This window comes from Bradyrhizobium sp. JHI2711 (assembly GCF_056156565.1).
In genome coordinates, this window is the sequence record NZ_JBPZPT010000004.1 from 36913 (window position 1) to 58461 (window position 21549).

19 protein-coding genes are annotated in these 21549 nt (G+C 65.0%); 9 read left to right on the plus strand and 10 right to left on the minus strand.

The annotated features are described in order from the left end of the window. Positions 1 to 3: 3 nt before the first annotated feature. From ACTEK7_RS27655 to ACTEK7_RS27665, 3 genes are all read right to left on the minus strand, one after another. The gene (locus tag ACTEK7_RS27655) at positions 4 to 1344 is read right to left on the minus strand and encodes a hypothetical protein (protein ID WP_225147034.1); all 1341 of its coding nucleotides are present in this window, start codon (positions 1342 to 1344) and stop codon (positions 4 to 6) included. After that, positions 1344 to 2483, minus strand: a complete 1140-nt coding sequence (locus ACTEK7_RS27660; protein ID WP_225147035.1) for a glycosyltransferase — start codon at positions 2481 to 2483, stop codon at positions 1344 to 1346. The genes ACTEK7_RS27655 and ACTEK7_RS27660 overlap by 1 nt, the downstream gene beginning before the upstream one ends. A gap of 253 nt (positions 2484 to 2736) precedes the next feature. Beyond that, complete coding sequence (locus ACTEK7_RS27665) at positions 2737 to 3840, minus strand: glycosyltransferase family 4 protein (RefSeq protein WP_225147036.1); 1104 nt, start codon at positions 3838 to 3840, stop codon at positions 2737 to 2739. A gap of 181 nt (positions 3841 to 4021) precedes the next feature. Here ACTEK7_RS27665 and ACTEK7_RS27670 point away from each other — a divergent pair, with 181 nt between their 5' ends. After that, a complete protein-coding gene (locus tag ACTEK7_RS27670) occupies positions 4022 to 4909 on the plus strand; it encodes an aldose 1-epimerase family protein (protein WP_225147037.1) in 888 nt (295 codons plus the stop codon). Between the two features lie 62 nt (positions 4910 to 4971). Here the strand turns inward: ACTEK7_RS27670 and ACTEK7_RS27675 are convergent, their stop codons facing one another. Next, positions 4972 to 5820 (minus strand): MBL fold metallo-hydrolase, encoded by an 849-nt coding sequence (locus ACTEK7_RS27675; protein WP_225147038.1) that lies wholly within the window; start codon positions 5818 to 5820, stop codon positions 4972 to 4974. A 247-nt stretch (positions 5821 to 6067) separates the two neighbouring features. On the opposite strand from ACTEK7_RS27675, the gene ACTEK7_RS27680 reads away from it, so the two are divergent. Then, positions 6068 to 6871, plus strand: a complete 804-nt coding sequence (locus ACTEK7_RS27680) for a response regulator (protein ID WP_225147039.1) — start codon at positions 6068 to 6070, stop codon at positions 6869 to 6871. Positions 6872 to 6939: 68 nt separating this feature from the next. On the opposite strand, the gene ACTEK7_RS27685 is transcribed toward ACTEK7_RS27680, so the two are convergent. Next, the gene (locus ACTEK7_RS27685) at positions 6940 to 7710 is read right to left on the minus strand and encodes a transglycosylase SLT domain-containing protein (RefSeq protein WP_225147040.1); all 771 of its coding nucleotides are present in this window, start codon (positions 7708 to 7710) and stop codon (positions 6940 to 6942) included. A 52-nt stretch (positions 7711 to 7762) separates the two neighbouring features. Next, on the minus strand, positions 7763 to 8899 hold the full coding sequence (locus tag ACTEK7_RS27690) for an alpha/beta hydrolase family protein (protein ID WP_199751047.1): 1137 nt from the start codon (positions 8897 to 8899) through the stop codon (positions 7763 to 7765). 164 nt (positions 8900 to 9063) lie between these two features. On the opposite strand from ACTEK7_RS27690, the gene pgm reads away from it, so the two are divergent. From pgm to ACTEK7_RS27710, 4 genes are all read left to right on the plus strand, one after another. Further along, positions 9064 to 10710: a phosphoglucomutase (alpha-D-glucose-1,6-bisphosphate-dependent) gene (gene pgm / locus ACTEK7_RS27695; RefSeq protein ID WP_225147041.1), complete on the plus strand. Its 1647-nt coding sequence runs from the start codon at positions 9064 to 9066 to the stop codon at positions 10708 to 10710. Positions 10711 to 10905: 195 nt separating this feature from the next. Continuing rightward, positions 10906 to 11955 (plus strand): aromatic ring-hydroxylating dioxygenase subunit alpha, encoded by a 1050-nt coding sequence (locus ACTEK7_RS27700; RefSeq protein WP_225131482.1) that lies wholly within the window; start codon positions 10906 to 10908, stop codon positions 11953 to 11955. 3 nt (positions 11956 to 11958) lie between these two features. After that, positions 11959 to 12711 (plus strand): GntR family transcriptional regulator, encoded by a 753-nt coding sequence (locus ACTEK7_RS27705; protein ID WP_225147042.1) that lies wholly within the window; start codon positions 11959 to 11961, stop codon positions 12709 to 12711. 11 nt (positions 12712 to 12722) lie between these two features. Next, positions 12723 to 13703: a PDR/VanB family oxidoreductase gene (locus ACTEK7_RS27710; RefSeq protein WP_225147043.1), complete on the plus strand. Its 981-nt coding sequence runs from the start codon at positions 12723 to 12725 to the stop codon at positions 13701 to 13703. Positions 13704 to 13935: 232 nt separating this feature from the next. Here the strand turns inward: ACTEK7_RS27710 and ACTEK7_RS27715 are convergent, their stop codons facing one another. From ACTEK7_RS27715 to ACTEK7_RS27725, 3 genes are all read right to left on the minus strand, one after another. After that, positions 13936 to 15897: a putative bifunctional diguanylate cyclase/phosphodiesterase gene (locus tag ACTEK7_RS27715; RefSeq protein WP_225147044.1), complete on the minus strand. Its 1962-nt coding sequence runs from the start codon at positions 15895 to 15897 to the stop codon at positions 13936 to 13938. Between the two features lie 171 nt (positions 15898 to 16068). Beyond that, a complete protein-coding gene (locus tag ACTEK7_RS27720; protein WP_036013915.1) occupies positions 16069 to 16929 on the minus strand; it encodes a DMT family transporter in 861 nt (286 codons plus the stop codon). Positions 16930 to 17001: 72 nt separating this feature from the next. Further along, positions 17002 to 17562, minus strand: a complete 561-nt coding sequence (locus ACTEK7_RS27725; protein WP_463671658.1) for a TetR/AcrR family transcriptional regulator — start codon at positions 17560 to 17562, stop codon at positions 17002 to 17004. 203 nt (positions 17563 to 17765) lie between these two features. Here ACTEK7_RS27725 and ACTEK7_RS27730 point away from each other — a divergent pair, with 203 nt between their 5' ends. Then, positions 17766 to 18776, plus strand: coding sequence for a hypothetical protein (locus ACTEK7_RS27730; protein ID WP_225147045.1), 1011 nt, complete (start codon positions 17766 to 17768; stop codon positions 18774 to 18776). A gap of 11 nt (positions 18777 to 18787) precedes the next feature. On the opposite strand, the gene ACTEK7_RS27735 is transcribed toward ACTEK7_RS27730, so the two are convergent. Continuing rightward, complete coding sequence (locus ACTEK7_RS27735) at positions 18788 to 19153, minus strand: nuclear transport factor 2 family protein (protein WP_036013913.1); 366 nt, start codon at positions 19151 to 19153, stop codon at positions 18788 to 18790. Positions 19154 to 19254: 101 nt separating this feature from the next. Here ACTEK7_RS27735 and ACTEK7_RS27740 point away from each other — a divergent pair, with 101 nt between their 5' ends. Next, on the plus strand, positions 19255 to 19845 hold the full coding sequence (locus tag ACTEK7_RS27740; protein WP_225147046.1) for a TetR/AcrR family transcriptional regulator: 591 nt from the start codon (positions 19255 to 19257) through the stop codon (positions 19843 to 19845). Positions 19846 to 19898: 53 nt separating this feature from the next. Further along, positions 19899 to 21524: a GMC family oxidoreductase gene (locus ACTEK7_RS27745; RefSeq protein WP_225147047.1), complete on the plus strand. Its 1626-nt coding sequence runs from the start codon at positions 19899 to 19901 to the stop codon at positions 21522 to 21524. Positions 21525 to 21549: the final 25 nt, after the last annotated feature.

The following is a 21549-nucleotide window of genomic DNA, read 5'->3' on the forward strand; positions in this document are numbered from 1 at the left end:
CGCTTACCGCGCCGGCCTTATCTCCAAAGCGGGCATGGCACCGTTGCTCGCTGCAATGAGGATCGGCGTGGTCGAAACCGGAATCCAGGCACCGGACGCAGGTCTTGCGGCCGAGTCGCACGGCATCGCAAAGGTTGCGCCGTCCTGATCGCCCTTGATCCTGACCTCGTAACGCCGCTCGGGAGTCTCGGACCACACCGCAACTCTGGCGCCGGACGTCGTCGTTGCATTGATCGACACGACGCCGCTGCCGAGCTCGCGTTTCTCGGCGCTCAGGCTGGAGCGGATGAAAGCCCAGGCGCCCTGAGCCGCGCAGGCGACCGGCTTTGGGGAGTTGTCGAAACGGTAGAGCCCGAAATTGTGCTCCAGGTCCGATGCGTCCTTTCCACTGTCCTTGAGTTCGTAGAACCACATTCCTTTGAGCCAGCGCGCCGCGGTCGATGCCCACAAGATGAGCTGTGCTGTATTGTCGGACTGGGCTTGTTCGCTGACGCCGCATTTATTGGTGGCAGCCGTGGTCCACCCGGTCTCGGTGACATAGATCGGAAAATCGGGATTTCCGCTGGCCTGGCCGACGAGCCGGTGAAACGCCGTGAGCCGCTCTATGATTTCGGCCGAGGTGCGTTTGCTCGGGCCCATGCAGAAATTGTAGAGGTGGATCGATGCGCCGTCCGCATATTGAAGAATGCCGGTCCGCAGCATCTTCTCGGTCCATGTCCAGCCCAGATCGTCGCCAAGCGCGCCGACCAAAAACGGCGCATTTGGCGCCACCCGCTTGACTACCGGCCGCGTGACCTCGGCAAGCGCCCGATAATTTTCCGGCGAGAACGCAGGATCTTTCTTCGCCGCCAGGTTCCATTCGTTCCAGAGCTCGAACAGCGGATGCTGCGCCACCACCGATTGCGCCGCCGCCGCCGCATAATCGGCGAACCGCTGCCGCGCCTCGTCGGTCGTCGGTGGCGAGGAATTCGGAACGAGATGATGGCCGAAGGCGAGGATCAGGAGCGGGCGCGCGACGCCGGACTTGACCTGCGCTTCGAGCCTGCCAAGTCGGGGTGTGAAGCCCATCCGGCGTCCCCCAACCTCGAACTCGGACCAGGGAAAATCATCGCGAAAGGAATTGAGACCGAGTTGCTTGATCTGGGCGACGTTTTCCGAAGGCACGTATCCGCGCGCGCTCACCGGGCCGCCCAGCCCCTGATGCGTGCCGACCCCGAGCAGGAATCGGGCATCGAGCGGTTGCGACTGCTGTGCGCAGACCGAGACCGGAAGGAGAATGGATGCGATGAGGCTCGCGAGGCGGAGACTGTCGCGAACCAAGGTGCGTGGGAGCGGTGCAGCCATCAGAAATTCTTGGAGAGATCCGACTGCAGCGCCGCCTTCGCTTCGACGGGCGTCCGGTCGTCCTGAAGCAGCTCGACATAGACCTGCTGCAATTGCGCATGCGTCTTCTCGACGTCATAGAGCTGCTTGAACCGGTCGTAGCCGCGCTGCCCCAGCACCTTGAGGTCGAGATCCAGCGCTCGCCGGAAGCCGTCGATGAGCGGCTGAACCGCGACGGGCTCGCAGAGCACACCGGTGACGCCATCGACGACGATCTCGGGCAAAGCGCCGCTGCGGAATGCCAGGATGGGCTTGGCCGCGCGCATCGCTTCGAGCGCAACGAGGCCAAAGGCTTCCCAACGTGACGGAATCACGACGAGGTCGGCGGCCTCGAGCTGGGTCTCGATGGTCGGTCGGTCGAGCCAGCCCAGCAGGGACACGTTGGACGGGACGGTCGGACCTTCGTACTTGTTGACGACGGAGGCGCCGATCATGCGGACGTCCAGCACATCCTCGAGCGCGCGTGCCGCTTCGATCAGCAGATCGAACCCCTTCTGCCGGTCCAGGCGTCCGATGAACAGCACCTTGACCTTCTTGGAGGTCCAGTCAGCCGCGACGGGCTGCGGCGTGCGGCTCTTCGAGATGCCGTTGTGGACCACGGTGAGGCGGTCGGCGGGAATTCCCGCGCGCACCGCCTCGCTATACTCGTCGCCGGAGATGCAGATGATTCGGTCCGAGGTGCGCGCAAGCAGGTTCTCCGCCGCCTTCGTCAGCTTATGACTGAAGCGGCCGGTCTCGCGCGAAAATGCCCAGCCGTGCGGACAATAGACGACGCGCGGTCCGCCCGAGCGGGCTGCCAGCGCGGGCCGGAGCACGAGCCCTGCAAAGGAAGAATGCAGATGCACCACGTCCGGTCTGAAGGCATCCAGCGCTTGCATGCTGGCACGCAGCATCTGGAATAGGCCGGCGACGCTCCGGCCGGATCGCTCAAATGTCGTAATCTGGTTGTCATCGATTGCGCCAAGGTCGCCCCGATGATCCGACGGCACGACATAATGCACGTTCTCGGCACCGAAGCTGGCCTGTTGCTGAGGATGCAACTCGTTCAGATAGCTCGCGATCCCGCCACGGATCGTTTCGGCGATGTGCAGCACTTTCATCGTTTGCCTTGCGTAGGGCCGCGTTGGAGAGCCGGACATCTGTATCCCTGTTCTGTGTTCGCTAGTGCGAAACACAGTTCCTCGAATACGTAGCGATATTGGGGCAGCGATGTGGTGATGTTGCGCCAAGGCGCTCGTGCTTGCGATCATCGCAAGAACGAAGAAGAAATTTCATGGAACCAGGCAAAGAGCCGCGAGTTGCAAATCGTTTGTGCAAAAACCGTTGCGCGCGATAAGCGAACCGCGCCGCGTTTCACGCGGCGCTGGCGACGTTCGCCGGCACTGCGAGGTGATCGAGCAACGCCTTCGCCGATTTCTTCCACGAATAGAATGCAAGGCGATCCTGTTGCCGCCTGCGTTCCTGGTCAGAGATCGCGCCGATTGCCAGTCTTTCGAGCATGAGCTGCTTCAGCGCCTCGGCATCCGTGGCGTCAAAATACGCAGCCGCGTCGCCGCACGTCTCCACGACGGCGTCGGCCCTCGAGGCGATCACTGGGCAGCCGAAGATCATGGCTTCGAGCGGCGGCACGCCGAACCCCTCGTAGAGGGAGGGAAACACGAAGGCCGATGCATGCGCATAGAGCGCGGCAATCTCGCTGTCGGTCAGACGGCCGGCCAGCACCAGGCCGGACGCCCCTTCGCCCGAATTATCCTGAAAGACCTTGCTGTTATCGCCGCCGACGATGACCAGGGGAACGTCGGCCCGGTCGAGCAGCTGGATGGCGCGGATCGCGACGGACAGATTCTTGTTCTTGGTTTTCGAGCCCACGAAGAGGAAGAACTTCTGCGGCTGAACGCCAAGTCGGGCAAGGATGCCGGGATCGGGCTTCGTGGCTGCAAAGTGCTCGGCGCTGTTAGGGAAGACGGGAATGCGCGATGCCGAGAGATTCAGCACGTCCGCAAGCTCCTTGCGGGAAAAGCCCGACACCGTTGCGATGCTTGCGTGCCGGGCGAGCATCCGCCCCATCGTGCGATGGACAGTCAGATAGCGCCAGTTGAAGAAGTCGGGCCTGCGAAAGACCTGGGCGTCGTGAATCACGACAATGTGGTCGCGATGGAGGACGGGTCCGGAATTGGCCAGGCTGATCAAGCGGCCTCCGGCGGCAGCGCGGGCGAGATCGATTTGATCCCACGCGTGCCCATGCAGCCGGCCGACAGCGCGAATCTTGATCCGGTCGAGATCAAGTTCCTCGCTTGCATCCGCGGGCTTCAACAATTGCCAGTCTGCGTTGCGCAGCGAGGTCGGAATCTGCTCCGACGCGAGCAGCACGTCGATCGCCTTGACCATTTCAGCGGCATAACGCTGCACGCCCGTGAGCTTTTGCGACAGAAAGCGGCCGTTGATGAAGAATTTCAATTGGGGACCACGATGGTTCATGGAGTTCCGGCCGGGTTCGCGGGGAGCTCGCGGTGGAGGAGCCGCACGTGAGCAATCGTTAGGTACAGAAATATGACGCAGCCGGGCATGGCTCGGAGGCGCCGCCTGCATGGCCCGGCGTCGCCTTGCTGCGTGCCAGGCCGGGGTGTAGAGGTCGGCCATGACCGATGACACCCACTCCTTCCGCTGCGGCTCGCTCACCGCGACCGTCAAGGCGCACGGCGCCGAGCTCTGCTCGCTGAAGGGCGGCGGCACCGAATTCCTTTGGCAGGCGGGGCCGGAATGGCCGCGTCACGCGCCGCTGCTGTTTCCGATCGTCGGGCGCCTTGCCAACGACGAATTGCGGCATCAGGGCAGGACGTATCGGATGACGCAGCACGGCTTCGCCCGCGACAGCCGCTTCGTGTGGGCAGAACGCGGCGAGAGCCGCTGCACCCTGGTGCTCGATGATAATGAGACGACGCGCGCGCTCTATCCGTTCCCGTTCCGGCTGACGGCAGCCTATGCGATCGATGAGTCCGGCCTCGATCTGACGCTCACGATCGCCAACACCGGCAAGGAGACGTTGCCGGCCTCGCTCGGCGGTCATCCCGCCTTCAATTGGCCGCTGCAGCCCGGCGCGGCGAAGGAGAGCCATGCGCTGACTTTCGCGAGCGCCGAACCGTCTCCGGTCCGCCGTCTCGAAGGTGGATTGCTGCGGCCGGCAGCGGAGCCGAGCCCGGTCAAAGGCACCTCGCTTCCCTTGTCGGACTCCCTGTTCGTCGACGACGCCATCATCTTCGACCGCGTCGAGAGCACTTCGGTCCGCTATGCCGCGGCGGGAGGTGCATCGACCGGGCCATGGCTGAAAATGTCCTGGCGCGGATTTCGCGAGCTCGGCGTCTGGTCGAAACCGTCAGGCGCGCCGTTCCTCTGCATCGAGCCCTGGCGCGGCTACGCAAGTCCCGCCGGCTTCCATGGCGAGTTCGCCGACAAGCCGGGACTGATGCACATCGCGCCGGGCGCTGAGGAAGAATTATCCTACCGGATCGAGGTCGGATCGTCCTGACGCCGAACGGCTTCCGCACGCATGATTTGTTGCGGCGCGCGTGCTTCGATCTTCGATCATCCTCAGACCTCGATGCGCGTGAGATCCTCGCCGAGCACGACCGGTCCTGCATAATCCCGCCTGACGTCATCAAGCAATGCGTTCAGCATGGCATCGTCGGTGCGCGGACGGTGATGGGTCAGCGCGAGCTTCTTGACGCCGGCTCTGGCCGCGATCTTCCCGACGGTGTCGCCGCAGGCGATCGTGTATTTCGCAAGCCGGCGCAAATGCTCGTTGTTGATCTCCGGCGTGGCGAGGAAGCAGCACTGCACCAGCAGGTCGGCTCCCTCGGCCAGCCGCTCGAGCCCGGGGCAGGGGACGGTGTCGCCGGAAATAGCAATGACCTTGCCTTCCGCTTCGAAGCGATAGCCGAGACAGATCCAGCGCGCCAGAAAGGCCGGCGGCATGTCGAGGCCATCGCCATGCGAGACCAGTTCGGCACTGATCTTCCAGCGACCGGTGTCGAGCACGGGGCCTGGAATGATGTCCGTTGCGGCGACCGGCTTCCAGCCGCCGAAGCTCGGCTCGCCCTGGTCGCGCCAGGCGATGTCCTTGTCGTAGACCTGCGTGACGAGCGTGTTGACGAGGCGTTCGGTGTCCGGCGGGCCGTAGACGCGCAACTCGTCCTTGCGCCCGTGCATCCACGAATTCAACATCACATCGTAGAGATCGCCGATGTGGTCGAAATGGTGATGGGTGAGGAAGACCGTGTTGATGGCGCCGAGCGGCACGCCCGCCTTGTGAAGCTGCACCATGACGCCACGGCCGGCGTCGAACAGGATGTTCTCCTCGCCAAGCCTGATCAGCGTGGTCGTCGCCATGCGGCGCGGGTCCGGGCGCGGGCCGCCGGTGCCGAGCAGTATGACCTCCATGCGCCACCTCCGATTGCAGGCTTTTGGAGGCACAGTAGATGCGAAGCTCACAGGGGAGCAAGCCGCAGAGCGCCGCCCGAAGTACGATCTGCTTTTCCGAAAATCGGGAGACTGCCGGCGCGACGGTGCGCGGAATGAGAATTGTGGGCCAATTCATACTTAATGTGCCAAGAGCATGACCAATATTGTTTGCGCATCACAACGCGCCTAGTATCGCGGCAGGCAATTTCGGGGGCTCGAACAGGCTGTGAATGCCCGTTCACATGACGGCGCGTTGCGCGGCGACTTGAATCTGCAGGTCGGGACGCAGGCACATGGGACCGCCAGGACGGCGGTAGCTTCCGCTCGTCCGCCCGGCCGCGAGCGGCTGATCGTCGTCGAGGACGATCCGGTGACGCGGACCATGCTGGTCGACTATTTCAGCGACAACAATTTCGACGTGGTCGGCGCCGGCACCTGCACGGAGTGCCGTCAGGCGCTGCGCGCGCGCACCGATGTCGTCTTCCTCGACGTGCAACTGCCTGACGGGGACGGCTTCGAGCTCGCCAAGGAGATCCAGGCCACCAGCAACGCGGGCATCATCTTCGTGACGCGGCGCGACACCGACGTCGACCGCATCCTCGGCCTCGAGGTCGCCGGCGACCATTACGTCACCAAGCCGATCAACCTGCGCGATCTGCTCGCGCGTGCGCGCAGCGTGCTGCGGCGTCGCTCGATCGACCGCAAGGCGGCGCGCAACCACAATTCGATCGCGTTCGGCGACGGGATCATCGACCTGACCCGGCGCGAATTGCTCGGCAACGACGGCAAGCCGGTGGCGCTGACGCGCGCCGAATTCGACCTGCTGGCGGCGCTCGTCGGCGCCGACGGCAGGCCGCTCAGCCGCGACTATCTGATCGAGGTGGTCAGCAACCGCCAGGCCGAAGTCGACATCCGCACCGTCGATGCGCTGGTGGCGCGGCTGCGCCGCAAGCTCGTCGGCAGCGGCACGCCCGTGATCGCGACCGTCACCGGCGTCGGCTACAAGCTCGCGCTCAGCGAGCGGCTGTAGCGCAAGATCCGGAAAAGCGTGCAGCGGTTTTCCGGCAAGATCATGCTCAGACAATAGCAACATCGCCGTCAGCGCGATGCGACGCGCTTCCAGCGTGCTTCGATGCGCGCCTTGATCCGGCTGACCCTGGCCTCATGGGCCGCCCAATAGGCGCGGCTGGCGGCCGCGGTGCCTCGACGATAGCGGGCATAGACCGCCTTCGGCTGCACCGGCATCTTCGGGCGGCTCGCCGGTTTCACGGGCGCCGCGGCCGCAACCGCAACGGCAGCTGCAACCGTGGACGCCGGATCCGGAGCAGCCGCAGCTTCGCGCTCTCCCGGCATCGCGCTCATCGCGACAAGCCGGTTGCGGGCCCGGTTGCAATAGACCTGCGACCGCGCGCTCATCTCCACTTCGCCATGACCCGCCCGGTATTTCATCAGGGCGCGGCAGAGGTCCCCGCCCGAAAGCCGCCAGGCTTGGCTGAGATAGAGCACCCCGTAATGGATGTTGACGTCGGGTTCGGCCAGCTCCGCGCTGCTGCCGCGGAAGCCCAGCATCGCCGCGGTCTCGGGGCGCACCTGCATCAGGCCGATTTCGCCCGCGCTGCCGATGGCCGCCGGGTTGTAGCCGCTTTCGACGAAGACGACCGCCTCGGCGATATCGGCCGGCAGATTGGTGCTCTTGGTTTCCCGCTCGATGATCTTTCGGATCATGGCCCGCGACGACGGCGTTTCGCCGGCGCCGAGCTCGCTGCTGCCGTCGGCCGCATGTGCGCCGATCGGAGCCGACACGAGCAGGACGACCGCGACGTGCCTCCACGTCGCGCCGAGAATGAAGCGTGCCCAATCCCGCAGCATGGGCTTGTCATAGAGCGCCGGAGTTAACAAACCGGCCTAAGGCGTGTGTGCGTCACGGCCGCGCGCGGGCGCTCTGGTCGGTGGATCTGGCCTGCGACGGCTCCTCCAGCTGGTCATCGACCGCATAGAGCGTGCAGCTGGGCGACCATTTCATGCAGGCTGCCAGCGAGTCGCGCCGGGCCTCCTCAGTCGTCGCCCGTCCGGCGCGCCAGCCGTAGCCGCCGTTCGGCGACACTGCAAAGGCCTTGTGCGGCAGCAGGCTGGCGAGATAGCGCGCGAACTCGGCCCGCGCGGCCTCGTTGAGCTGGCGTGGCGGCGGCAGCGGATCGGGCAGGCTCAGGAGGTCATGGCCGAGCCCGCGCTCGCGCAGGAAGGCGTCGAGATACGGTGTCCATTGCGGCCGGCCCGCGACCGAATAGAGATAATGCCCGTCTTCGCCGTAAGCCGGCGCCGCGACGAACCTCGCATTGCCGCCGCCCGCGCGAAATCCGTCATGGAGCCGGCGCGCGAGGTCGGGACCGAAATAGGAATCGTTGCTGGCATAGACCCACAGCATGGGCACGTGCGAGGTCTTGCCGAAGGTGGCGAAGGCCTGCACCAGCCCATCCGGATTGCAGACATCGTCGTCGTTGCGCGAGCCGCGGCCGCCGGCAAAATTGATTGCGGCGACGAGGCCCGCCGGCGCCTGTGCGCTCAGCGCCACCGTTGCAAGGCCGCCTGCGGAATGGCCGGCCGCGATCATGCCCGATGTCGTCACGTCGCCCCGGTGCGCCATCGCATCGATCGCGGCGCGCAGATCGGCAACCGCGACGGCCGCCGCCGGCAGGTACGCGGCCTTTGCGCAACCGCCGACGCTGTCGACGCGCCCGCCCGGCGATGTGCCGTAGCCGCGCCGCATCACCACCAGCGCCGCAAAGCCGCGCCGGGCGTATTCCAGCGCGATGCCATAATATTTGTGCGCCGACATGGTCGCGCGGTCCTCGAACTTGCGCGGCGAGCCATGGCTGAGCAGCGCCAGCGGATAGCGCTTGGTCCCGACCGGTCGGACCAGAAAGGCCTCCAGCCCCTGCGGTCCGGCCTCCGCCATCGGGATGCGCAGGTCCTCGGTGTAGAACTCCGCGGCGCGCGCCGGTGCACCGGCCAGGATGAGGCTGGCGATCAGTACGAGCAGCTTGCGCGATGGGATCATCAGACGATTCGAAAGGGCGGTGCTGCCGAGCATAGCACGAAGGCCGCTCATGGGGACTGCAGCGCCTCCAAGGAACGCCTTCCCCCTCGCGCGTGTTGTGCCCTTGGCGGGGGCTTGGCCGATGCTATGGTGTCCCGCACTCACGACAGGACGAGGGTATTCCAGTGGCTGATGTTCATCCCGCGGCGGGCAAGCAGGCCTCGCCGGACGCGCTCACCAATATTCCGCGGCTGGTGACGGCCTATTTCGCCGGCAAGCCGGATGCGTCCGATCCGGCACAGCGCGTGGCGTTCGGCACGTCGGGCCATCGCGGCACCTCGTTCAAGAACACCTTCAACGAAGGCCACATCCTCGCGACCACGCAGGCGATCTGTGATTACCGGAAAGAGAAGGGCCTGACCGGCCCGCTCTTCATCGGCATCGATACCCATGCGCTGGCCGAGCCGGCGTTGGTCAGCGCCATCGAGGTGTTCGCAGCCAACGGCGTCGAGGTCATGATCGACAAGGATGGCGGCTACACGCCGACGCCCGTCATCTCGCATGCGATCCTCACCTATAACAAGGGCCGCACCTCTGGTCTTGCTGACGGCGTCGTCATCACGCCGTCACACAATCCCCCCGAGGACGGCGGCTACAAGTACAATCCGCCTCATGGCGGCCCGGCCGATACGGACGTGACCGCTGCCGTCGAGAAGTGCGCCAACGCCTATCTCGCCGGCGAGCTCGAGGACGTGAAGCGCATCGACTATTCGAGGGCGCGCAAGGCCGCGAATGTCCACGCCTACGACTTCGTCACGCCTTACGTCGCCGATCTCGGCAATGTCGTCGATCTGGACCTCGTCAAATCCGCCGGCGTCAAGATCGGCATCGATCCGCTCGGCGGCGCCGCCGTGCATTACTGGCATCCGATCATCGAGCGCTATGGCCTCAATGCCACGGTCGTGAACGAGGCGATCGACCCGACCTTCCGTTTCATGACCGTGGACTGGGACGGCAAGATTCGCATGGACTGCTCCTCGCCTTACGCGATGGCGAGCCTGATCGGCATGCGCGACCGCTTCGACGTCGCCTTTGCCAACGACACCGACGCCGACCGTCACGGCATCGTCACGCGCACCGGCGGGTTGATGAATCCGAACCATTACCTGGCGACCGCGATCTCCTACCTGTTCGCGCACCGCCCGGACTGGGGCAAGGATGCCGCGATCGGCAAGACCGTGGTGTCGAGCTCGATCATCGACCGCGTCGCCAAGAAGCTCGGCCGCAAGCTGGTGGAGACGCCGGTCGGCTTCAAATGGTTCGTCGACGGCCTCGTCACCGGCGGCTTCGGCTTCGGCGGCGAGGAGAGTGCAGGGGCCTCGTTCCTGCGCCGCGACGGCGCGGTGTGGACCACCGACAAGGACGGCGTCATCCTCGGCCTGCTCGCTGCCGAGATCATGGCCAAGACCGGCCGCGATCCCAGCCAGATCTTCAATGATCTCACCGCCGAATTCGGCATGCCGCATTACGCGCGGATCGACGTCGCCGCGACCGGGCCGCAGAAGAACATCCTGAAGTCCCTCACGCCGGAGCAGCTCGGCCTCAAGGACCTCGCTGGCGATCCGGTTCGTGCGACGCTGAGCAAGGCGCCCGGCAACGGCCAGCCCTTCGGCGGCATCAAGGTCGAGACCGATTTCGGCTGGTTCGCGGCGCGCCCGTCCGGCACTGAGGACGTCTACAAGATCTACGCCGAAAGCTTCCGCAGCCCCGAGCACCTGAAACGGATCCAGGAGGAAGCCCAGGCGGGCCTAGCCAAGGTGTTCGCGGCGTAAGTTGTTCCGAGAGGTCGCCGCTGTCTTACCCTCCCCAGGGGAGGGTAAGCGGAGCCGGAGCCGGACGCGGTCATTCCCCCGTTATGTATACAATCACGAGGATAAAGGTATTAAGGTAGAGCTGATTCCATCTTGAAGAATTCCATCCTTCAGCTATTGTATACATAACGTATTCATAAGCCGTGGGAGTGAGACATGACAAAACCCTTCCCCATGAACGCCTGGTACGCCGCGGCGTGGGACGCCGACGTCAAGGCTGCGCTGCTGCCGCGGACCATCTGCGGCAAGCATGTCGTGATGTATCGCAAGGCCGACGGCACGGTGACCGCGCTGGAGGACGCCTGCTGGCATCGCCTGGTGCCGCTGTCCAAGGGCCGGCTCGAAGGCGACACCGTCGTCTGCGGCTATCATGGCCTGAAATACAACGCGCAGGGCCGCTGCACCTTCATGCCCTCGCAGGAGACCATCAACCCCTCGGCCTGCGTGCGTGCCTATCCCGTGGTCGAGCGTCACCGCTACGTCTGGCTCTGGATGGGCGATCCCGCACTCGCCGATCCCGCGCTCGTCCCCGACATGCACTGGAATCACGACCCGGCCTGGGCCGGCGACGGCAAGACCATCCACGTCAATTGCGACTACCGCCTCGTGCTCGACAATCTCATGGATCTCACCCACGAGACCTTCGTGCACGGCTCCTCCATCGGCAATGATGCCGTCGCCGAGGCGCCGTTCGACGTCACCCATGGCGAGAAGACGGTGACGGTGACGCGCTGGATGCGGGGCATCGAGCCGCCGCCGTTCTGGGCCAAGCAGCTCGGCAAGCCCGGCCTCGTCGACCGCTGGCAGATCATCCGCTTCGAGGCGCCGTGCACCATCGCGATCGACGTCGGCGTCGCGCCGACGGGCACCGGTGCGCCGGAAGGCGACCGCTCGCAGGGCGTCAATGGCTTCGTGCTCAACACGATCACGCCGGAGACCGAGAAGACCTGTCATTACTTCTGGTCCTTCGTCCGCAACTATCGCCTCGGTGAGCAGCGCCTCACCACCGAGATCCGCGAGGGCGTCTCCGGCATCTTCCGCGAGGACGAGCTGATCCTCGAAGCGCAGCAGCGCGCGATGGACGAAAACCCCGATCGCATCTTCTACAACCTCAACATCGACGCCGGCGCGATGTGGTCGCGCAAGCTGATCGATCGGATGGTGGCGAAGGAAAACGCCCCAAAGCACCTTCAGGCCGCGGAGTAGAACATGGCCGAGCGTGAGGTCGACCGCTCCATCTCGCAGACCGTGAAGGCGCAGCTCGCGCTGCGCGACCAGATCCTGTCGGGCGCCTTGCGCCCCGGCGAGCGCATCTCCGAGCTGCAGGCGGTGGAGACCACAGGCGCCTCGCGCACGCCGGTGCGCATGGCGCTGGTGCGGCTGGAGGAGGAGGGGCTGTTGGAGGCGATCCCCTCCGGCGGCTTCATGGTGAAGGCGTTTTCGGAGCGCGACATCTCCGATTCCATCGAGCTGCGCGGCACGCTGGAAGGCCTGGCGGCGCGCTTTGCCGCCGAGCGCGGCGTCTCTGCGCGCGAGCTCGAGCCGCTGAAGGAGTGCCTTGCTGCGATCGACGAGCTGCTGCGGCAGGTCCCGATCTCGGTCGATGCTTTCTCGTCCTACGTCGCGCTGAATGCGCGCTTCCACGCCCAGCTCACGGAACTGTCGCGCAGCCCCCCGCTGATCCGGCAGATCGACCGCGCCTCGGCGCTGCCGTTTGCCTCGCCGAGCGGCTTCGTGATGGCGCAATCGGCGTTGCCGGAGGCACGGCAGATCCTGATCATCGCCCAGGAGCACCATCGCGTCGTGATCGACGCCATCGAGAACCGCGAAGGCGCGCGCGCCGAGGCCGTCATGCGCGAGCATGCCCGGCTCGCGGTGCGAAACCTGCGGCTCGCGCTGCGCAACCGCACCCATCTCGACCTCTTGCCGGCGCTCGCGCTGATCAAGACCGCAACCGATTGAGGGCAGTCACCATGCGCTTCATCGAGACCTGGACTCCCGCAACGCTCGTCGCCACCCGCGATCTCACCCCGAACGTCCGCGAATTCCTGATCAGGCCGGATCAGTTCGAGGCCGCGGCCTATCCGGTCGGCAGCCACATCAATGTCAGCGTCACCATCGACGGCCTGCCGGAGACGCGGTCCTATTCGCTGGTCGGCGAGGCCTCGTCGCACGGCCTCCGAATTGCTGTGCGCCGCGCTGAGGATTCCCGCGGCGGCTCCCGCTACATGTGGTCCTTGCAGCCGGGCGCGCGGCTCGACATCACCCAGCCCGCCTCGCTGCTCGCGGTGGACTGGACTCGCGAGAATTATTGCCTGATTGCCGGCGGCATCGGCATCACCCCGATCCTCGGCGCCGCGCAGGCGCTGGCGCGGCGCGGGGCGGATGTCACGCTGCATTATGCCGTACGCTCGCGCCGCGAGGCCGCCTATCTCGACGATCTCGCCGCGATGCTTGGCGATCGCCTCGTCGTTCATGCCAGCGAGGAAGGCAGCCGGCTCGATATGGACGCGCTGTTCGCCTCATTGCCGCAAGGCACGCTAGCGCTGTTCTGCGGCCCGATGCGCATGCTCGACGCCGCACGCCATGCCTGGATCGGCGCCGGCCATCCGCTCCCCGATCTCCGCTACGAGACGTTCGGCTCCAGCGGCACGCTGCCCACCGAAACGTTCAGGGTGCGCCTGAAAGACTCCGGTGTCGAGCTCGAGATCCCGCGCGAGCGCTCGATGCTCGACGTGCTCAATGCCAGCGGCTTTGAGGTGATATCCGATTGCAAGCGCGGCGAATGCGGCCTCTGTGCCATCGACGTGGTCAATGTCGACGGCGAGATCGACCATCGCGACGTCTTCTTCAGCGACCACGAGAAGAAGAGCAACCACAAGATCTGCACCTGCGTCTCCCGCGCCCGCGGCACGATCACGGTGGATACGTTGCTGCGCGCGGATGCGGTTTGAAGGAGGCCGGAGCGGGACTCTCCTAGGAGCAAGTAGACGGCGCCGCGGGCTCCACCTCTCCCGCTTGCGGGAGAGGTCGCGCCGAAGGCGCGGGTGAGGGTTCTCTCCTCTGGGGGAATCCCTGTAGCCCGGATGGAGCGGAGCGAAATCCGGGGCGGTGTTGCTCCGGCGCACACTCGTCCCGGATTGCGCTCCGCTCCATCCAGGCTACGAAGGACCAATCGGTAGAGCCCTACGCCGCGTAAATCGCCCGGTACTTCTTCGTCTCCAGCAGCGCCATCACCCTGTCCGCGGCCACCGGCCGGCTGATCAGATAGCCCTGCACCTCGTCGCAACTGATCTGCCTGAGATATTCGAGCTGGTCGGCGGACTCGACCCCCTCCGCCACGACGCCGATCCGCAAATCGCGCGCAAGCGAGATCACCGATTTCACGATGGCCGCGCAGTCCGGCTGCACCAGCATGTCTCGGATGAAGGACTGGTCGATCTTGATGCGGCTGAACGGCAGCTTGCGCAGGTAAGTCAGCGAGGAGAAGCCGGTGCCGAAATCGTCGAGCGCGAGGGTGACGCCGAGCTCCAGCAGCGCGTTCAGGACCGTCGCGGCCGAACCGTATTTCGCCAGCAGCATCGATTCCGTGATCTCGATCTCGAGCCGATGCGGGGCGATCCTGGCCTCGGCGAGCGCCTGCACGATGGTCTGGAGGATGGCCGTGTTGTGAAATTGCGCGGCCGAGAAATTCACGGCAACCCTGATGTCTTCGGGCCAATTCGCCAGCGTCGCGCAGGCGCGGCGGATGACCCATTCGCCGATCTCGTGGATCAGCCCGGTCTCTTCGGCGACTGGTATGAATTCACTCGGCGGAACCAGCCCGCGCGAAGGATGCTGCCAGCGCAATAGCGCCTCGAAGCCGGTGATCCGGTTGGTGCCGAGATCGAGGAACGGCTGGAACACCAGGAACAGCTCGTTGCGCGCAATCGCGCCTGCGAGGTCCGCTTGCAGCGCCTTGCGCTCGCGGGACGATTTGTCGTCGGCCTGTTCGAAGAAGCAGACTGTGCCCGGCCCCGCCTTCTTGGCGCGGTAGAGCGCGGCGTCGGCATTCTTCATGAGGTCGAGCGGTGTGTTGCCGTCGCGTGGCGCCAGCACGATGCCGACGCTCGTCGCGCCGACGATCTGGCGACCCTCGATCTGGAACGGCTCGCTGAAGGCCGCGACGAAGCGTTCGGCGATCTCGAGCGCATCCTCGGGCCGTGTCAGATTGGCCATCACCAGCGCGAACTCGTCGCCGCCGATCCGCGCGACGTGCTCGGCGGCGCGCGTGCAGCGTTGCAGGCGGCTGGCGACCTGGACCAGGAATTCGTCGCCGGCGGGATGGCCGAACTGGTCGTTGACCTCCTTGAAGCGGTCGAGATCGAGCAGGAGCACCGCGAATTCCTCGCCCGATAGCGCCAGCCGCTTGAGCGCGGCATCGAGCGTTTCGTTGAAGGCGACGCGGTTGGGCAGGTGGGTCAGGGGATCGAGCCGCACCGTGCGCTCGGCCTCGATCTGCCGCATCATGCGCCGGGCGAACGAGAACGAATTGATGAACACGCCGCGCAAAAGGACGCTGCCGTAGACCACGACGAGAAAGGCGATGAGGAGAAAGGCGAGATCGCCGTTCTGGCCGAGGCAGATGGCGATGCCGAGGAAGATCGGCGCCGTGAAGGCGATCGCCGCGATCGGAATGGTGGCGAAGGCGAGCGCGCCGCCGGCCAGCATGCCCGCGCACAGGCAGGTAATGACGAGCTGGCCGCCGCTGGAAGCGTCGGCGAAGAAGGCGACCGGGACGATGCCCCAGGCGGCGCCGAGGATGAAGGCGTTGCGCACCAGCCGGTACATCGCGCGACGCGAGACGAATTGCGGCTTGGTGATGCGGCGCGCGACGTGGGATTGCAGGCCAAATCCGATCGCGGCGGCGGCGACAGCCGCCGCCCAGATCAGGGCGGGCATCCTGTCCGGCGACTGCCACAGCGCGATGGCGAGCACGATGGCGTTGCAGGCATTGGCCAGCATGATGCCGACCGAATAGCCGAGCACCAGCGACATCTGCTCGGCGCGGATATGCCCGGCCACGGCCTCGTCCGTTGCGGGACCGCCAAAGGCCGACAGATCGCCGGCGAACAGCCGTGCGACATAGCTGGTCGTTTGAGTCCGCATTCAATAGCCTAGCAGCACGGGCCGTTCTTTTCGGCTCGATCCGGAGAATTCGCCGTAAACCTTTGACGAACTATGAATTATCCCCGCTTGCCGCGCCGGCCGCGACCACTACTGCGTGCTCTTCACGCAGTATCGATAACAAATCGATACAAATGCCCGACAGGCCGGACATCAAACGGGGCGGGGGCGCGGTCTCAGCTGGGTGATGGCGACCCCGGAGATCGCGAGCAGTCCGCCGACGATCAGCTTGGGCGTAAGCCGGTCGCCGAGAAACAGTACGCTCGAAAGCAAGGCAAACACCGGAAGTAGCAGACCGAAGGGCGCGACGCGCACCATCGAGCAACGGGCGATCAGCCAGAACCAGAGGCCAAACCCGACAATTCCCCCGGCGAAGATCGTGTAGGCGAGCGCCAGCCAGCCAAGTTCGCCCGCCGTCACAAGGCTCGCCGCTTGTCCATGTTCAAGGAGCAGCGACATCAACATGACCTGCGGTACCGTGAGCAGCGAGGACCACCCCATCAACATCAAGGGATCGAAGGGGCCATAACGCTTCGTCAAGACGTTGGACACCGCGAAGGCGAAAGCTGCTCCGACTACAAGCAGCAGCGGAAGCGGGTTGGTGGACTGGCCCGGCTCCGCCGCCAGCACGGTCACGCCGACGAATGCAAGCATCACTCCGGCGCAGGTGGCAAGTGACGGTCTCTCCGCCAGCAGCGGCCAGGCCAACAGAACCGTGAAGGGCGTGGCGAGTTGGTATGCGACGGCCGATATGCTTCCCGAGCCGAGCCCGAGGCCAACGTAGAAGAGCCCGAAATTCAGTCCACCAAGGAAGAGCGAAATAGCTGCGACAGGGCCGAGCTGTTGACGCGTGGGCCTGTCCACGAACGGAACAAGCAGCAGCGCAATGGCCAGAAAGCGCAGTGCGAGGAAGAAGAGCGGTGGAAACTCCGCAACGCCCACTTTGATGGCCACGAACTGATAACCCCAGATCAGGGGAACGGCGATCGCGCAGACGATCTGGATGGCAGACATGGCGGATGTCCTTTTTAAAGACCGATCAGTCCAAATATGGGCGCACCATCAGCGGAGGCGTCACGGGGTTGCTTACCTGACGAAACGACCGATGAGAGCGTCGACGGCCGCTTGCGATGTGGTCCGTGCCGGTGCCGTCTTGCCGACCACGCGCAGCCCTTCAACGAAACAGACGAGAACCCGGGCGGCCGTTGCGGGCTCAACACCATCGGCCAACCTGCCCGCCGCTTTCGCGCGGGACAGTGCATCGGTCACTTTGGCCTCCATCGCCTTGAAGAAGCCCGCAACGCGTCGACCGACGTCGGCATCTCCGCCAGCTAATTCCATGGCCGTGGCCACCAGGAGACATCCGCGCCGGCCGTTGCTTCCGCTGGTGCGCTCGACGTAGCCGGCCAGGTAGGCCCGCAGGCCGTCGACCGGATCGTTCCGGGGATCGAATTCGACATCCATCCGCGCCAAGGCATCCGCGATGTAGCGATCGAGCGCGCGCAAGAAGAGCGAATGCTTGTCGCCGAAAGCGGCGTAGAGACTGCCCCGCGACAGCCTGGTCGCGCGAAGGAGATCGGGCAGCGCCGTGGCGTGATAGCCGCGCGACCAGAACACATCCATCGCGCGTTCGACGGCAGCGTCCACGTCGAAACTTCGCGGCCGGCCACGGGGCATCGGCGTTGCAGTATTTTGCCTCATGCCAATATATAGACCGATCAGTCATTAAATGACAAGGCCAAGCTCCGGGGATCATCAGCCTCCTATCCGGACCTCAACACCGGAATCTGCGCTGATGTTTTCTTCTCGTCAGCGGATCGAGACGCCCCCTCGATCGCGTGATACGTTTCGTGGACCGGCAGGCCACCGTGTGCCGCGTCGGCACCGGATGCGTTCGAAATTCCGAGGGCCTGTGCATGAGCGAGCCTTCAGCCGACGTGTCGGCAACGGTCGAATACACGATGGACAAGTGGCGGATGGACCGGGTCCCCTGGGCGATGTGGGCTTGTGTCGCCGGCCTGGCGGTCGCGCTTCACGCCGAGAGCCGTGGCCAGAATGGAGCCGTTTTGGCCACGGTCTATTTGACTCTGCTAGGGCTGGCATTCGCAGGCTATGCACTGACGAGCCTGATCGGACGGTCCGGCCTGCCCTTGCTGCTTGAATTGTTGATCGGTGTCCTTGTCCTGATCATCGTCTCCGGCGTGATCGGCGTGATCAGCGTGTTGGTCGGCGGACCAAGCGGTCGCTCCAGCTATGTCGGCGCGGTGGGCAGCCTCAATTGGAGCCATCTCGTGAACCCGTCGCTGAATGTTTTGGGCTGGATGATGCTTTACCTGGGATTGGGATGGATCGCGTTCTCATCCTACCGGCACTTCTATTCGGACCGGGCGGTCGTCTCCATGTCTTCCGCGGGCATCCACTTTCACAGGCCATGGCTCAAGGGTCTCTTCATTCCCTGGCAGGAGGTGCGCGGGGTCGGCCATCTGGTCGTTCCCGGCATCTCGGGGGTGCCGTATGTCAGTCCATACGCTGCGGCCGTCACGGTCGGTCAAAACTTCTATGAGCAGCATATCGCCCCGAAGCGCAGCTTCTTCTCGCCACCCGGGGCCGAGGCCATGTTCCAGCCGAAAGGCGAGGCGATCCAGGTGGTGCTGAGCAGCGCTGACATGGCGGTCAAAGCGGAAGATTTTCTCGGGCCTGCCGAGGCGCGGTGGAAGACATTTCGGGATCAACCGGCATCGCCATCCCAACGCGGCGGCACCGTCTTCTACGGACGGTGGTCGATCGATGGCTCTCGGTGGCCGGCCGTTCAGTTTCTTGCGCCTCTCGTCGGCTTGGCCGTGGTCGTGCTGTATCGATAGGGCATTCCTGCTCAGCGTCCGAGTTGCTTCGGATCGTAGAAGAAGCGCTCCTCGATGATCTCATTGCCTCGCCAGGTCTGCCATGCGATCTCCTCCAGCGTCCGCGTCGCGCCCTCGGCGTCGGTGAAGGAGAACTTCCAGCGGCTGGCGACGACGTCGCCATCGATCAGGCTCGGGCCGAGGCGCACGGCAGTGACCTCCTTGAACGCCGCCAGCACGCCGCGCTCCTTATCCGCGAGCTTGTCGCGCCCGACCACCGGCGCGGCGAGATTCTCATAGGTCGCGGTATCAGCGGTGTAGTAGTCGAGGATCGCGCCGACGAAGTCGCCATCCTCCAGCCGCTTCGCAAAGGCTTCCACGATCTCACGGCTCGGCATGGTGACCTCACAATTTAAAACCGACTGATAGTCGGTAATTACCGACCGATAGTCGAAAAGTCAACTGGCCGGCTCTCGCGAATTCGACTAGACGAGAGCTTATGGCCAAACAGGCGGAGCGGCGGGCGGCGACATCGGAGGCGATCCTGACGGCGGCGCGGCGCCTGTTCGGGACGCAAGGCTTTGCCGCGACCACTATGGACGACATTGCCGAAGGCGCTTCGGTGGCCAAAGGCGCGGTCTATCATCACTTCAAGACCAAGGAGGCGGTGTTTGAGGCTGTGTTCGACCAGGTGTCGCGCGACCTCGTTGCCGAGATCGACCGCACGGCACGCGCCGAGAAGGACGTGCTCGCCGCCATGGTCGCCGGCACCCAGCATTACTTTGCCGCGACCGCGAAGGGGCCGACCGGCCAGATCATTCTGCGTGACGGCCCCGCCGTGCTCGGCTGGGAGCGCTGGCGCGAGATCGACGCGCAGCACTTTGGCGGCAAGATGCCGCGCGCGCTCTCCGCCGCGATGGAGGTCGGCCTGATCGCGCGTCAGCCGGTCGAGCCGCTGGCGCGCCTCCTGCTCGGCGCGGTGACGGAAGCCGCAGTCGCCTGCGCTGGTCGCGCTGACATCGCAAGGGCGGGCGCGGAATATGCCCGTGCGTTCAAGTCGCTGGTGGAAGCGCTGCGTCTGCCCGCATGATTGTGGTAGTGACGAACCGGAAACGCCCACGCCAACAAGAAGAACAGTAGCGCATGAACGCAACTTCCTCTCTCGCACCCACCGATCCCGAATTCGACTACATCATCGTCGGCGCCGGCTCCGCCGGCTGCGTGCTCGCCAACAGGCTCTCGGCGAACGGCAAGCACAGCGTGCTGCTGCTCGAGGCCGGCCCGAAGGATTCCAACATCTGGATCCACGTCCCGCTCGGCTACGGCAAGCTGTTCAAGGAGAAGAGCGTCAACTGGATGTACCAGACCGAGCCGGAGCCGGAGCTGAAGGGTCGCCAGGTGTTCCAGCCGCGCGGCAAGACGCTGGGCGGATCGAGCTCGATCAACGGCCTGCTCTATGTCCGCGGCCAGCACGAGGACTACGACCGCTGGCGCCAGCTCGGCAACACCGGCTGGGGCTATGACGACGTGCTGCCCTATTTCAAGAAGGCCGAGAACCAGTCGCGCGGCGCCGACCAGTATCACGGCACGGGCGGGCCGCTGCCGGTGTCCAACATGATCGTGACCGATCCGCTGTCGAAGGCCTTCATCGACGCTGCCGTCGAGAGCGGTCTGCCCTACAATCCTGATTTCAACGGCGCGACCCAAGAAGGCGTCGGCCTGTTTCAGACCACGACGCGCAACGGCCGGCGCGCCTCGACGTCGGTGGCCTATCTCGGTCCCGCGAAGGCGCGCAGCAATCTGAAGATCGAGACCTCCGCCCACGCTCAGCGCATCCTGTTCGAAGGGCGCCGAGCCGCAGGCGTCGAATACCGGCAAGGCGCCACCTTGCGCCGCGCCCGCGCGCGGCGGGAAGTCGTCGTGTCGAGCGGCGCCTACAACTCGCCGCAGCTGCTTCAGCTCTCCGGCGTCGGGCCCGGCGATCTCCTGCGCAAGCATGGCATCGAGGTGGTGCTCGATGCTGCCGGCGTGGGGCATGATCTGCAGGATCACATGCAGGTCCGCATCGTCATGCGCTGCTCGCAGAAGATCACGCTCAACGACACCATCAATCATCCGCTTCGCCGCACCATGGCCGGCGCACGCTATGCGCTGTTTCGCAAGGGATGGCTGACGATCGCAGCCGGCACGGCGGGCGCCTTCTTCAAGACCAGTCCGCGCCTCGCCTCGCCCGACATCCAGGTTCATTTCCTGCCGTTCTCGACCGACAAGATGGGCGAGAAGCTGCACGATTTCTCCGGCTTCACCGCTTCGGTTTGCCAGCTCCGACCTGAAAGTCGCGGTTCCCTCCGCATCAAGAGTGCCGACCCGGCCGTGCCGCCGGAAATCCGCATCAACTACATGTCGACCGAGACCGATCGCACCACCAACGTCGAGGGCATCAAGATCTTGCGCAAGATCCTGAACGCTCCGGCGCTGAAACCGTTCGTGGTCAGCGAGTACGACCCCGGCGCGAAAGTATCTTCGGATGCCGAGATCCTGGATTATTGCCGCGAACGCGGCAGCACCATCTATCATCCGACCTCGACCTGTCGTATGGGCAATGACGCGCTCGCGGTGGTCGATCAGCGGCTGAAGGTGAGGGGGCTCGACGGCCTTCGCGTCGTCGACGGCTCGATCATGCCCGATCTGGTGTCAGGGAACACCAATGCGCCGATCATCATGATCGCCGAAAAGGCCTCCGACATGATATTGGAGGATGCGCGTTAGTTTCGCGCTTTGAAAGGATCCGGAC